Raw genomic sequence first — 13094 nt, forward strand, 5'->3', positions numbered from 1 at the left:
GTCAGAAGAAGGTTCTGGCCGCGGCCTCGGCCGCCTCGAAGACCGGACCGCCGAGGAAGATGTAGGCCGGGAAGACGACGAGCCCCGTCACCCACAGCACGGCCCTCAGCTCGATCGCCATCGGCACGAAGGCCTCTGCCGGCTCGTCGAACCACATCACCTTGACCAGGCGCAGGTAGTAGTAGAGGCCGACCACCGAGGCGAGGACGCCGATGATCGCCAGCGGCCAGAGTCCTGCATGCACTGCCGCCATGAAGACGAAGTACTTGGCGACGAAACCCGCGAGCGGCGGCAGGCCGGCGAGCGACAGCATCATCACCGTCAGGAAGAGGGCCATCATCGGATTGGTCTGGGACAGGCCCGCGAGGTCATCGATCTCCTCGACCATGCCGTCGCGGCGACGCATGGCCAGGATGACGGCGAAGGTGCCGAGCGTCATCATCAGATAGACGGTCATGTAGATCAGGACGCCGCGCACGCCCTCCGGATTGGCGGCGGCGAGGCCGACCAGCGCGTAGCCCATATGCGCGATCGACGAATAGGCCATCAGCCGCTTGATGTTGTGCTGGCCGATCGCGGCGAAGGCGCCGAACACCATCGAGGCGATGGAGATGAACACGATGACCTGCTGCCACTGGCCGGAAAGCGGCTCGAAGCCCTGGATGGTGAAGCGGGTGATCAGCGCCATCGCCGCCACCTTCGGCGCGCCGGCGAGGAAGGCTGTGATCGGCGTCGGCGCGCCTTCGTAGACGTCCGGCGTCCACATGTGGAACGGCACCGCCGAAATCTTGAAGGCAAGGCCCGCGAGCACGAAGACGATGCCGACGAGGAGACCGAGCGAGCGACCGCTGTCGGCGACGACCTCGGAGATCTGGGTGAACTCGATGTGGCCGGTGAAGCCGTAGACCATCGAGGCGCCGTAGAGCAGCATGCCGGAGGACAGGGCGCCGAGGACGAAATATTTCAGTCCCGCCTCGGTCGAGCGGACGCTGTCGCGATTGATGGCCGCAAGGACGTAGATCGCCAGCGACTGCAGTTCGAGGCCGAGATAGAGGGCGATCATGTCGCCGGCGGAGACCATGACCATCATGCCGGTGGTCGACAGCAGCACCAGCACCGGGAACTCGAAACGGTTGAAGCGCTCGCTCTCGGCGAAGCCGACCGACATGACGACCGCGGCGGCCGAGCCGACGAGCACCAGGATCTTCATGAAGCGGGCGAAGGGATCGAGCACGAAGGAGCCGCCGAAGGCCACGCCGGTCGGCGTCACCAGGATCAGCCACAGCGCCGCGATGATGATCACCGCGACGGAGAGCCCGGTCACCGTCTGCGAGCTCTTCTCGCCCATGAAGACGCCGATCATCAAAAGGATCATCGCGCCGACCGACATGATGAGTTCCGGCGCGGCGATCGCGAGGCTGCTGGAGAGCAAATCGGGCATCATGGGCGGCTGGCCTCGAAATTTCTGTTGGGCCCCTGCCCGGCCGAGGGCCGGCAGGCGGCAAAGATCGTTCGTTCTATCGCGCGGGGCGCTGGCCGCCCCGCCATGGCCTATCGTGCGGGGCGCTGGCCGCCCCGCCAGGGCATCGTCAGTTCAGCGCGGCGACCGTGCCCGGCGTCGCGGTCTCGAGCGCCGCCGTGTAGCTCTTCACCAGCGTCTCGACCGAGGCGGCGGTCACGTCGAACACCGGCATCGGATAGACGCCGAAGAAGATGACCAGCGCGACCAGCGGGTAGAGCAGCAGCTTCTCGCGACCGGAAAGGTCGAGGATCGAGCGCAGGCTCTCCTTCTCGAGGGCGCCGAAGATCACCCGGCGGTAGAGCCACAGCGCATAGCCGGCGGAAAGGATGACGCCCGTCGTCGCGAAGATCGCCACCCAGGTGTTGACCTGATAGACGGCGAGCAGCGTCAGGAACTCGCCGACGAAGCCGCTGGTCCCCGGCAGGCCGACATTCGCCATGGTGAAGATCAGCATCACCACGGCGTAGTGCGGCATCCGGTTGACCAGACCGCCATAGGCGGCGATCTCGCGGGTGTGCATACGGTCGTAGACGACGCCGACGCAGAGGAACAGCGCGCCCGAGACGAGGCCGTGCGAGAGCATCTGGAAGATTGCCCCCTGCACGCCCTGCTGGTTGGCGGCGAAGATGCCCATGGTCACGAAGCCCATGTGGGCGACCGACGAATAGGCGATCAGCTTCTTGATGTCCTCCTGCATCATCGCCACCAGCGAGGTGTAGATGATCGCGACCACCGACAGGGTGAAGACGAAGGGCGCGAAGTCGGCCGAGGCAAGCGGGAACATCGGCAGCGAGAAGCGCAGGAAGCCGTAACCGCCGAGCTTCAGGAGAATGCCGGCGAGGATGACCGACCCGGCGGTCGGCGCCTCGACGTGGGCATCCGGCAGCCAGGTGTGGACCGGCCACATCGGCATCTTCACCGCGAAGGAGGCGAAGAAGGCGAGCCAAAGCCACGTCTGCATCTCGGCCGGGAACTTGTGCTGGAGAAGCTCCGGAATGGCGGTGGTGCCGGCGTTCCAGTACATCCCCATGATGGCGACGAGCATCAGCACCGAGCCGAGGAAGGTGTAGAGGAAGAACTTGTAGCTCGCATAGATGCGACGCTTGCCCCCCCACACGCCGATGATCAGGAACATCGGGATGAGGCCGCCCTCGAAGAAGATGTAGAACAGGACGAGATCGAGCGAGCAGAAGACGCCGGTGACCAGCGTCTCGAGCACCAGGAAGGCGATCATGTAGTCCTTCACCCGTACCTTGACGGACTCGAAGCTCGCCAGGATGCAGATGGGCATCAGGAAGATGTTGAGGATCACGAACAGCATCGAGATACCGTCGACGCCCATGTGGTAGGTGATGTTGCCGCCGATCCAGTCGGACTTCTCGACCATCTGGAAGCCGGGATCGGAGGGATCGAAGTCGATCCAGATCCACAGCGACAGGATGAAGGTGAAGACCGCCGTCAGCAGCGCGACGTTGCGCACGTTGCGCCGGGCGAGCTCGTTGTCGTCCTTGATGAAGAGGATGAGCAGCGCGCCGACGAGCGGCAGGAAGGTGACGGTCGAAAGGATCGGCCAGTCGGTCATCAGCTTGCTCCCCCGAGCATCATCCAGGTGACCAGCGCGGCAACGCCGATCAGCATCGCGAAGGCGTAGTGGTAGAGATAGCCGCTCTGCAGCCGCACGACCCGGCCGGTGACGTCCATGACGCGGGCCGAGACGCCGTCCGGCCCGAAGCCGTCGATGACCTTGCCGTCGCCGGTCTTCCAGAGGAAGCGGCCGAGGCGCTGGGCGGGCTGGACGAACAGGAAGTCGTAGAGCTCGTCGAAGTACCACTTGTTGAGCAGGAAGAGATAGAGGCCGCGGTTACGCCGCGCGGTCTCCTTCGCGACGTTCGGCCGGGCGATGTAGAAGACGTAGGCCACCGCGAAGCCGGCCACCATGCAGAGCGTCGGCAGGATGGCGATGCCGAAGGGCGTCTCGTGCATGTCGTGGAGGACGTGGTTCTCCGCGCCGCTGTAGAGCGCGGCGTGCCAGAACTCGCCGTAGCCCTCGCCGATGAAGGCGTGCTCGAAGACGAAGCCGGCGAACAGCGCGCCCGCCGCGAGGACGAACAGCGGCACCAGCATCACCATCGGCGACTCGTGGACGTGATGCATCACGTCGGCCGAGGCGCGGGGCTTGCCGTGGAAGGTGAGGAAGATCAGGCGCCAGGAATAGAAGCTCGTCAGCGCCGCGGCGATGACCGTCATGCCCCAGCCGTAGAGCGCGAAGGAATTGTGGGCGGCGAAGGCCGCCTCGATGATCGCGTCCTTCGAATAGTAGCCGGCGGTGAAGGGAAAGCCGGTCAGCGCCAGCGTGCCGATCACCATCATCCAGTAGGTCTTCGGGATGTGGTTCCGAAGGCCGCCCATGCGCCGCATGTCCTGCTCGTCGGAAACGGCGTGGATGACCGACCCGGCCCCGAGGAACAGGAGCGCCTTGAAGAAGGCGTGGGTGAACAGGTGGAAGATCGCCGGGCCGTAGGCGCCGACGCCGAGCGCGACGAACATGTAGCCGAGCTGCGAACAGGTCGAATAGGCGATGACGCGCTTGATGTCGTTCTGGACGAGGCCGACGGTCGCGGCGAAGAAGGCGGTCGTCGCGCCGATGAAGGTGACGAAGGTGAGCGCCGAGGGCGACAGCTCGAACAGCGGCGACATGCGCGCCAGCATGAAGACGCCGGCGGTCACCATGGTCGCGGCGTGGATCAGGGCCGAGACCGGGGTCGGGCCCTCCATCGCGTCCGGCAGCCAGGTGTGCAGGCCGAGCTGCGCCGACTTGCCCATGGCGCCCATGAACAGAAGCAGGCAGACGACGGTCAGCGCGCCGCCCATGGTCAGCGCGTAGCCGGCGAAGTTGAGGACGACGTCGCCGGCCCCGTGCGCGGCCGCCTGGGCACCCGCAGCGGCCGCCTCGTGCCCCGCCCCGCCGCCGAGACTGGCGGCGACGTCCGCCGCGCCGGCGAAGATCGTGTCGAAATTGACCGAACCGAACAGGGCGAAGACGCCGAAGATGCCGAGCGCGAAGCCGAAGTCGCCGACGCGGTTGACGATGAAGGCCTTCATCGCCGCGGCGTTGGCCGAGGGCTTCTTGTACCAGAAGCCGATCAGGAGATAGGAGGCGAGGCCGACGCCCTCCCAGCCGAAGAACATCTGGACGAGGTTGTTCGACGTCACCAGCATCAGCATGGCGAAGGTGAAGAGCGACAGATAGGCGAAGAAGCGCGGCCGGTGCGGATCGTGGTGCATGTAGCCGATCGAGTAGACGTGCACCAGGCAGGAGACGGTGTTGACGACGATCAGCATCACCAGCGTCAGCCGGTCGATCCTGAGCGACCATGCGACGTCGAGGCCGCCGGACTGCATCCACTGCAGCAGCGGCACGCGCAGCGTCTCGCCCTCGCCGAAGCCGAAGGAGAGGAACGCGATCCAGGACAGGATCGCGGCCACGACCATGAAGCCCGAGAGCGTGTATTCGCAGGCCTTCGCGCCGATCGACTTGCCGAACAGCCCGGCGATCAGGAAGCCCGCGAGCGGCAGGAGGACGATGATCGTGTACACCGCGATCAGCCTTTCATCGTGTTGACGTCGTCGACGGCGATCGAGCCGCGATTGCGGAAGAAGACGACGAGAATGGCGAGACCGATGGCGGCCTCGGCCGCGGCGACGGTCAGGATGAACAGGGCGAAGACCTGGCCGACGAGATCGCCGAGGAAGGCCGAGAAGGCCACCATGTTGATGTTGACCGACAGCAGGATCAGCTCCACCGACATCAGGATGGTGATGATGTTCTTGCGGTTCATGAAGATGCCGAAGACCCCCGTGACGAAGAGGATCGCGGCGACTGTCAGGTAATGGCCCAGACCGATTTCCATGATTTCCGGTTCCTTGTCCGTCAGATGCCCTGGCCGCTCTCGACCTTGCGGATCTCGATCGCCGTCGCCGGGTTGCGGGCGACCTGCGCCGGGATCGACTGGCGCTTGAGGCCCGGCTTGTGGCGCAGCGTCAGGACGATCGCCCCGACCATGGCGACGAAGAGGATCAGGCCGGCGATCTGGAAGAAGAGTATGTAGCGGGTGTAGAGCACCGTCCCCAGCGCGCGGATGTTCGACATCTCGTAGAGCGACTGCATCGGCATCGCCGTCGAGCGGGCGAGCTCGGGGTGGTAGACGCTGCCGGTGCCGGCGATGATCAGCTCGGCGAGCAGGACGAGGCCGATGATCAGGCCGAAGGGGGCGTATTTCAGCGCCCCCTTCTTCATCTGGCCGAAGTCGAGATCGAGCATCATCACGACGAAGAGGAAGAGGATCGCCACCGCGCCGACATAGACGACGATGAGGATGAGCGCGAGGAACTCGGCGCCCGCGAGCAGGAAGAGCCCGGCAGCCGCGACGAAGGTCAGGATCAGGAACAGGACCGAATGGACCGGATTCCGCGAGAACACGACCATGAGGGCCGCTCCGACCGCCACGAAGGCGAAGATGTAGAAAAAGAATGCCTGAAGGCCGAGCATTCTCGGGCTCCCCTCATGTTCCGGTCGGCGGCGCGAAGGCCGCGTCGATCTTCAAGTTCCCGGCCGACTCGTCGGCCGGTCCCCGTGCGTCGCAGCGCCTGCCGATTAGCGGTAGGGCGCGTCGAGCGCAATGTTGCGGGCGAGCTCGCGCTCCCAGCGGTCGCCGTTGGCGAGCAGCTTCGCCTTGTCGTAATAGAGTTCTTCGCGGGTCTCGGTGGCGAACTCGAAGTTCGGCCCCTCGACGATCGCATCCACCGGGCACGCCTCCTGGCAGAAGCCGCAATAGATGCACTTCACCATGTCGATGTCGTAGCGGATGGTGCGGCGGGTACCGTCGTTGCGCCGCGGACCGGCCTCGATGGTGATCGCCTGGGCCGGGCAGATCGCCTCGCAGAGCTTGCAGGCGATGCAGCGTTCCTGGCCGTTGGGATAGCGGCGCAGGGCGTGCTCGCCGCGAAAGCGCGGGCTGACCGGCCCCTTTTCGAAGGGATAGTTCAGGGTCGCCTTCGGCTTGAAAAAATAGCGCATCGACAGCGCCATGGCCTTGACGAACTCGATGAGGAACAGCGAGCGAACCGTCTGGGCAATCTGGGACATGGGTCCACTTTCCCTTGTCGTCTCAGGAGGCGAAGGCCTGGCCGACGAACCAGCCCATCACCGGAAACAAAATCAGTTGCGCGACCCGCGCGACGTTCAGCGCCGTCATCGCGCCGAGCCGTTCGGACGGCCGCTCCCGCTTCATCCGCGCCATCACCTGGCCGATGACGAAGAGATCGGCGACGCCGACGACCAGGCCGAGGAGAGCACCGACGATCGGGGGATCGACGATCATGCGCCGGCGGCGCCCCAGCCGGTGAGCTGCAGCACGAAGGCGACGATCACGACCATGGCGAGCGACAGCGGAAGGAAGACCTTCCAGCCGAGGCGCATCAGCTGGTCGTAGCGGTAGCGCGGCACGAAGGCCTTCACCATCGCGAACATGAAGAAGACGAGCCCGGCCTTGAGCACGAACCAGATCACCCCCGGCACCCAGGTGAAGGGCACGAAGTTGAACGGCGGCAGCCACCCGCCGAGGAAGAGGATCGTCGTCAGGCAGCACATCAGCGTGATGGCCGCATATTCGCCGAGCATGAACATCATGTACGGGGTCGAGCCGTATTCGACCATGAAGCCGGCGACCAGCTCCGACTCCGCCTCCGGCAGGTCGAAGGGCGGCCGGTTCGTCTCGGCGAGCGCCGAGATGAAGAACACGACGAACATCGGGAAGAGGCTCAGCCAGTGCCAGTCGAGGAAGGTGTTCGGCAGGCCGATCATCGTGCCGAGGCCGGCGGACTGGGAGATCACGATGTCGGTGAGATTGAGCGAGCCGACGCACAGGAGCACGGTGACGATGACGAAGCCGATCGAGACCTCGTAGGACACCATCTGCGCCGCCGAGCGCAGCGCCCCGAGGAAGGCGTATTTCGAGTTGGAGGCCCAGCCTCCCATGATCACGCCGTAGACCTCGAGCGAGGAGATGGCGAAGACGTAGAGGATGCCGATGTTGATGTTGGCGATGACCCAGCCGTTGGCGACCGGCACCACCGCGAAGGTCGCGAGCGCCAGCGTCACCGCGATCAGCGGCGCCAGCAGGAACACCACCTTGTCGGAACTTGCCGGAACGACGGGTTCCTTGAGGACGAACTTCAGCAGGTCGGCGAAGGACTGGAAGAGGCCGAAGGGCCCGACGACGTTCGGCCCGCGCCGCAGCTGTACGGCGGCCCAGATCTTGCGGTCGGCGAGCAGGATGTAGGCGATGAGCACCAGCAGGACGACGAGGAAGAGCACGCTCTGCCCCAGGATGATCAGCGCCGGCCAGACATAGATTGAGAAGAAGTCCGTCACGATCCCCCGGTCCTTATTCCGCTGCTTCGAGTTTCTCGGCGCCCGCGAGCCGCGAGCACTCGGCCATCACCTTCGACGCCCGGGCGATCGGGTTGGTCAGGTAGAAGTCCCCGAGCTTCGAGGCGAGCCGCGCGTCGGCGAGCGAGCCCGCCCCTTCCGCAAGCCTGAGGATGTCGTCGTGGCCGGAAGGCTCGACGCGGTCCGTCCGCATCAGCGGGTGCGACTGATACAGGTCTCGCTGCAGTGCGGCAAGCGAGTCGAAGCCGAGCGTCTTGCCGAGCACCGCCGACAGCGCCCGCACGATCGCCCAGTCCTCGCGTGCGTCGCCCGGAGGGAAGGCGGCGCGGGAGGCGACCTGCGCCCTGCCCTCGAGATTGACGAAGGTCGCGTCCTTTTCGGTATAGGCCGCGCCCGGCAGGATGACGTCGGCGCGATGCGCGCCGCGGTCGCCATGGGTCCCGACATAGACGACGAACGGCCCCGCCGCGATGTCGACCTCGTCGGCGCCGAGATTGAACAGGACGTCGACGTCGCCCGCGGCCATTTCCGCGAAGGTCTTGCCGCCCTCGCCCGGGACGAAGCCGATGTCGAGGCCGCCGACGCGGCTCGCTGCCGTGTGGAGGACGTTGAAGCCGTTCCAGCCCTCGGCGAAGGCGCCGATCTCGCGGGCGAGCGCAGCCGCCGCGGCGAGGACGCCGGCGCCGTTCTCGCCGGAAATCGCGCCGGAGCCGACGATGACCATCGGCCGGGCGGCGTTCTTCAGCGCGTCGAAGAAGCCCTGGCTCGCCCGCGCGACGTCGGAAAGCGTGTCGGTGCCGGCGCCGAGATAGGTGTAGTCGTAGCGCAGATTGGCGTTCTCGCCGATCACGCCGATCGGGAACCCGCCCAGGCGCCAGCGCTTGCGGATGCGGGCGTTGAGCACCGCCGCCTCGAAGCGCGGATTGGCGCCGATGATCAGCAGCGCGTCGGCATCCTCGATGCCGGCGATCGTCGAGTTGAAGAGATAGCTGCCGCGGCCGTTCGCAGGGTCGAGCCGGGCGCCGTCCTGGCGGCAGTCGATGGAGGTCGAGCCGAGCTTCGCCATCAGCTGCTTCAGCGCATACATCTCCTCGACGGCGGCGAGATCGCCGGCGACGGCGCCGATCCTCTCGGGCGCGGTCTCGTCGACCTTCGCCCGGATCGCGGCGAAGGCTTCCTGCCAGCTCGCCGGCTGGAGCCTGCCGTCACGGCGGACATAGGGCCGGTCGAGGCGCTGGGTGCGAAGCCCGTCCCAGACGAAGCGGGTCTTGTCGGAGATCCACTCCTCGTTCACCGCGTCGTTGACCCGGGGCAGGATGCGGAGCACCTCGCGGCCGCGGGTGTCGACGCGGATCGCCGAGCCGACCGCGTCCATGACGTCGACGGTCTCGGTCTTGGTCAGTTCCCACGGCCGGGCCTGGAAGGCATAGGGCCGCGAGGTCAGCGCGCCGACCGGGCAGAGGTCGATGACGTTGCCCTGCAGCTCGGAGGTCATCGCCTGTTCGAGGAAGGTGGTAATCTCGGCGTCTTCGCCTCTGCCGACGAGGCCGAGCTCGGAGATGCCGGCGACCTCGGTGGTGAAGCGGACGCAGCGCGTGCAGTGGATGCAGCGCGTCATGATCGTCTTCACCAGCGGGCCGATATACTTGTCCTCGACGGCGCGCTTGTTCTCCTTGTAGCGCGAACTGTCGACGCCATAGGCCATCGCCTGGTCCTGCAGGTCGCACTCGCCGCCCTGATCGCAGATCGGGCAGTCGAGCGGATGGTTGATCAGCAGGAACTCCATCACGCCCTCGCGGGCCTTCTTCACCATCGGCGTGTTGGTGAAGATCTCCGGCAGTTCGCCGTTCGGGCCGGGACGCAGGTCGCGCACGCCCATGGCGCAGGAGGCAGCGGGCTTCGGCGGTCCGCCCTTGACCTCGATCAGGCACATGCGGCAGTTGCCGGCGATCGACAGCCGCTCGTGGAAGCAGAAGCGCGGAATTTCGGCGCCCGCCTCCTCCGCCGCCTGCAGCAGCGTGTAGTGGTCCGGGACCTCGACCTCGTTGCCGTCGACTTTCAGCTTGGTCATGATCAGGCTTTCTCTTCCAGCCGGGAGACGCGCTCTTCCAGCGTCTTCAACCGCTCCGCCACGGTGTCGTGACGGACATTTGCGTGCACCGCGGCGCCGGCGACGGTGTAAAGCGTCTCGTGGACTTCCTCGAGCCGCTGGTCGATGTGGTCGAGCCGCTTGCCGACGAGTTTGAACTGATCGGAATGCTCCGAGAGCGTCGATCGGATCTCCCGAAGCAGCTGCAGCACCAGATTGTCCGGCTCGTCCGCCATCGCTCCCGCTCCTACTCCGCCGCCTCGAGCACCGGACGCACCTCGTGGGCGTTGTGCGAATATTCGTCGATGCGGCGCTCGATCTCGGCGCGGAAGTGCCGTACCAGACCCTGGATCGGCCAGGCCGCCGCGTCGCCGAGGGCGCAGATCGTGTGGCCCTCGACCTGCTTGGTCACGTCGAGCAGCATGTCGATCTCGCGCTTCTGGGCGTGGCCGGTCGCCATGCGCTCCATGACGCGCCACATCCAGCCGGTGCCTTCGCGGCAGGGCGTGCACTGGCCGCAGCTCTCGTGCTTGTAGAAATACGAGATGCGGGCGATCGCCTTCACGATGTCGGTGGACTTGTCCATGACGATGACCGCGGCGGTGCCGAGCGAGGTCTTGATGTCGCGCAGGCCGTCGAAATCCATCGGCGCATCGACGATGTCGGCGCCGGGCACCAGCGGCACGGAGGAGCCGCCGGGGATCACCGCGAGGAGATTGTCCCAGCCGCCGCGGATGCCGCCGCAATGCTTCTCGATCAGCTCGCGGAACGAGATGCCCATCGCCTCTTCGACGGTGCAGGGCTGCTCGACGTGGCCGGAGATGCAGAAGAGCTTGGTGCCGGTGTTGTTCTGCCGTCCGATGCCGGCGAACCACCCGCCGCCGCGCCTGAGGATGGTCGGCGCGACGGCAATGGATTCGACGTTGTTGACCGTCGTCGGGCAGCCGTAGAGGCCGACATTGGCGGGGAACGGCGGCTTGAGGCGCGGCTGGCCCTTCTTGCCCTCGAGGCTTTCGAGCAGCGCCGTCTCCTCGCCGCAGATATAGGCGCCGGCGCCGTGATGGACGACGATGTCGTAGTCCCAGCCGCACTTGTTGTCGGCGCCGAGAAGGCCTTCTTCGTAGCACTCGTCGATCGCCCGCTGCAGCGCCTGGCGCTCGCGGACATATTCACCCCGGATGTAGATGTAGGCGGCGTGGGCGCCCATCGCGAAACCGGCGATGATGCAGCCCTCGATCAGCGTGAACGGATCGTTGCGCATGATCTCCCGGTCCTTGCAGGTCCCGGGCTCGGATTCGTCGGCATTGACGACGAGATAATGCGGCCGCTCGCCGACTTCCTTCGGCATGAAGGACCATTTGAGGCCGGTCGGGAAGCCTGCGCCGCCACGCCCTCTGAGGCCCGAGGCCTTCATCTCGTTGATGATCCAGTCGCGCCCCTTGCCGATGATGTCGGCGGTGCCGTCGAAATGGCCGCGCTTCATCGCCGCCTTCAGGCTCTTGTCGCGAAGGCCGTAGATGTTGGTGAAGATCCGGTCCTTGTCCTGAAGCATCACGCCTCTCCTTCACCCTCGGCGGAGCTCCGAGATCCGGCCTGCAGATCCCTCGCCTGCTCGATCCATTGCTCGCGCACCGCACGGCCGCGGAAATTCAGGAAGTCGTCGATCCAGATCAGCTCGGTCTCGCGCCACTGCGCGATCTGCCAGAAATGGAACACGCCGAGTTCGTTCAGCTTGCTCTCGATCACCGGCCCGATGCCGCGGATCTCCTTGAGGTCGTCCTTCTCGCCCGTCGGCTCCGAAAGGAGATCCGACGGCTTGTCGCCGGGCCTTTCCTCGGACGGGGCCGCCTCCGCCCGGCTCTCGAAGTGATCGGAATGGGCCGGGCCCGGCGTCACGTCGGAGGTCTCGGTCCGCATGCCCTCGGTGAGGTCGCCGCCGGTATTGGCGAGGACCTCGCCGGGGGTCTCGCCGGAAGCGAGCCTGCCCGGCTGGCCGCCGGTGCCGTCGTCGAGTTGCCGGTCGGCGGGTATCACCGCGTCCTCGGCGGCCGCCTCGGCCCTGCGGAAGTCGCCGCCGGTCTTGGCGTCTACCTTGTCGGGAACGTTGCCGGCCTCGGCGTCCGTCGACCCCTGGCGTGTGCCGCCTTCCTGGCCGGCACCGGGACGGTGTCCCTTCGCCGCGAGGTCGCCGCTCTCGCGGTCCTCGCTGGCCTGATCGGCGTTGCCGTCGGCGGCCTTGCCGGGCGAAACGAGGCTCGGATCGCTTTCGGCGGCCTGGGTGTCCGGGCGGCCGGCCTTGGAGGGAGGCGTCGAGGTCGCCTCGCCGGCTCCGATGCCCTGATAGGAGGCGCCGTTGGCCGGCCCGTGCGAGGTCGAACGAGGCTCTTCCTCGACGACGTCGTCATAGTCGCCGGTCAGGCTGGTGAGGCCGCCGAGGGGCGCTGAGAGATGCCGCCCGTTCTGCGGGCCCGGCTTCACTTCGCCGCCGCGGCCGGACTCGAACAGATCGATGATCTCCTCGAGCCGCTCCGGCGTCAGATCCTCGTAGGTGTCCTGGAAGATCATCACCATCGGGGCGTTGACGCAGGCGCCGAGGCACTCGACCTCTTCCCAGGACAGCGTCCCCGCATCGTTGCGGTGGAACTGCTCGGCATTGATCTTCTTGCGGCAGACGGCCTTGAGATCCTCGGCGCCGCGCAGCATGCAGGGCGTCGTGCCGCAGACCTGGACATGCGCCCGCGTCCCGACGGGATTGAGCTGGAACTGGGTGTAGAAGGTCGCGACCTCCAGCACGCGGATCAGCGGCATGTCGAGCATCTCGGCGACATGCTCGATCGCCGCCTTGGTGACCCAGCCGTCCTGATCCTGGGCACGCATCAGCAGCGGGATGACGGCAGACTGCTGGCGACCTTCCGGGTATTTCCTGATCGTCGCTTCAGCCCAAGCGGCGTTCTCTTCGGTAAACGCGAAGCCGGCGGGTTGCACGGCCTCTTCCGCGAGACGTCTGACAGACATCGGACCTCTATCTTAGA

Annotated in this window: 12 protein-coding genes; all 12 read right to left on the minus strand. The window is 66.2% G+C overall.

What is annotated here, in order from left to right:
• Position 1: 1 nt before the first annotated feature.
• The gene (nuoN, locus tag J1C47_RS00870; RefSeq protein ID WP_207348824.1) at positions 2-1444 is read right to left on the minus strand and encodes an NADH-quinone oxidoreductase subunit NuoN; all 1443 of its coding nucleotides are present in this window, start codon (positions 1442-1444) and stop codon (positions 2-4) included.
• A gap of 145 nt (positions 1445-1589) precedes the next feature.
• Complete coding sequence (locus tag J1C47_RS00875; protein WP_207348825.1) at positions 1590-3104, minus strand: NADH-quinone oxidoreductase subunit M; 1515 nt, start codon at positions 3102-3104, stop codon at positions 1590-1592.
• Complete coding sequence (gene nuoL, locus J1C47_RS00880; RefSeq protein WP_207348826.1) at positions 3104-5119, minus strand: NADH-quinone oxidoreductase subunit L; 2016 nt, start codon at positions 5117-5119, stop codon at positions 3104-3106. The genes J1C47_RS00875 and nuoL overlap by 1 nt, the downstream gene beginning before the upstream one ends.
• A gap of 5 nt (positions 5120-5124) precedes the next feature.
• Positions 5125-5433: an NADH-quinone oxidoreductase subunit NuoK gene (nuoK, locus tag J1C47_RS00885; RefSeq protein ID WP_207348827.1), complete on the minus strand. Its 309-nt coding sequence runs from the start codon at positions 5431-5433 to the stop codon at positions 5125-5127.
• 20 nt (positions 5434-5453) lie between these two features.
• Positions 5454-6071 carry an NADH-quinone oxidoreductase subunit J gene (locus J1C47_RS00890; RefSeq protein WP_207348828.1) on the minus strand — a complete coding sequence of 206 codons (618 nt, stop codon included), beginning with the start codon at positions 6069-6071 and terminating at the stop codon, positions 5454-5456.
• A gap of 105 nt (positions 6072-6176) precedes the next feature.
• Positions 6177-6668: an NADH-quinone oxidoreductase subunit NuoI gene (gene nuoI / locus J1C47_RS00895; protein WP_207348829.1), complete on the minus strand. Its 492-nt coding sequence runs from the start codon at positions 6666-6668 to the stop codon at positions 6177-6179.
• A 22-nt stretch (positions 6669-6690) separates the two neighbouring features.
• Positions 6691-6903, minus strand: coding sequence for a hypothetical protein (locus J1C47_RS00900; RefSeq protein ID WP_207348830.1), 213 nt, complete (start codon positions 6901-6903; stop codon positions 6691-6693).
• Positions 6900-7955, minus strand: coding sequence for an NADH-quinone oxidoreductase subunit NuoH (nuoH, locus tag J1C47_RS00905; protein WP_207348831.1), 1056 nt, complete (start codon positions 7953-7955; stop codon positions 6900-6902). The genes J1C47_RS00900 and nuoH overlap by 4 nt, the downstream gene beginning before the upstream one ends.
• A 13-nt stretch (positions 7956-7968) precedes the next feature.
• Entirely contained in the window at positions 7969-10044 is a 2076-nt protein-coding gene (gene nuoG / locus J1C47_RS00910; protein WP_207348832.1) for an NADH-quinone oxidoreductase subunit NuoG, read from the minus strand.
• A gap of 2 nt (positions 10045-10046) precedes the next feature.
• On the minus strand, positions 10047-10298 hold the full coding sequence (locus tag J1C47_RS00915) for a hypothetical protein (RefSeq protein ID WP_207348833.1): 252 nt from the start codon (positions 10296-10298) through the stop codon (positions 10047-10049).
• Between the two features lie 11 nt (positions 10299-10309).
• Positions 10310-11614 (minus strand): NADH-quinone oxidoreductase subunit NuoF, encoded by a 1305-nt coding sequence (gene nuoF / locus J1C47_RS00920; protein WP_207348834.1) that lies wholly within the window; start codon positions 11612-11614, stop codon positions 10310-10312.
• The gene (gene nuoE, locus J1C47_RS00925) at positions 11614-13077 is read right to left on the minus strand and encodes an NADH-quinone oxidoreductase subunit NuoE (protein ID WP_207348835.1); all 1464 of its coding nucleotides are present in this window, start codon (positions 13075-13077) and stop codon (positions 11614-11616) included. The genes nuoF and nuoE overlap by 1 nt, the downstream gene beginning before the upstream one ends.
• Between the last annotated feature and the right edge of the window lie 17 nt (positions 13078-13094).

Origin of the sequence: Jiella sonneratiae, from assembly GCF_017353515.1 — a bacterium.
GTDB classification, from domain to species: Bacteria; Pseudomonadota; Alphaproteobacteria; order Rhizobiales; family Rhizobiaceae; genus Jiella; species Jiella sonneratiae.

Excerpts from the sequence above, each read along its gene's own strand:
- nuoN (WP_207348824.1), bottom strand. The coding sequence starts at position 1,444 with ATGATGCCCGATTTGCTCTCCAGCAGCCTCGCGATCGCCGCGCCGGAA.
- J1C47_RS00875 (WP_207348825.1), bottom strand. The coding sequence starts at position 3,104 with ATGACCGACTGGCCGATCCTTTCGACCGTCACCTTCCTGCCGCTCGTC.
- nuoK (WP_207348827.1), bottom strand. The coding sequence starts at position 5,433 with ATGGAAATCGGTCTGGGCCATTACCTGACAGTCGCCGCGATCCTCTTC.
- J1C47_RS00890 (WP_207348828.1), bottom strand. The coding sequence starts at position 6,071 with ATGCTCGGCCTTCAGGCATTCTTTTTCTACATCTTCGCCTTCGTGGCG.
- nuoI (WP_207348829.1), bottom strand. The coding sequence starts at position 6,668 with ATGTCCCAGATTGCCCAGACGGTTCGCTCGCTGTTCCTCATCGAGTTC.
- J1C47_RS00900 (WP_207348830.1), bottom strand. The coding sequence starts at position 6,903 with ATGATCGTCGATCCCCCGATCGTCGGTGCTCTCCTCGGCCTGGTCGTC.
- nuoG (WP_207348832.1), bottom strand. The coding sequence starts at position 10,044 with ATGACCAAGCTGAAAGTCGACGGCAACGAGGTCGAGGTCCCGGACCAC.
- J1C47_RS00915 (WP_207348833.1), bottom strand. The coding sequence starts at position 10,298 with ATGGCGGACGAGCCGGACAATCTGGTGCTGCAGCTGCTTCGGGAGATC.
- nuoF (WP_207348834.1), bottom strand. The coding sequence starts at position 11,614 with ATGCTTCAGGACAAGGACCGGATCTTCACCAACATCTACGGCCTTCGC.
- nuoE (WP_207348835.1), bottom strand. The coding sequence starts at position 13,077 with ATGTCTGTCAGACGTCTCGCGGAAGAGGCCGTGCAACCCGCCGGCTTC.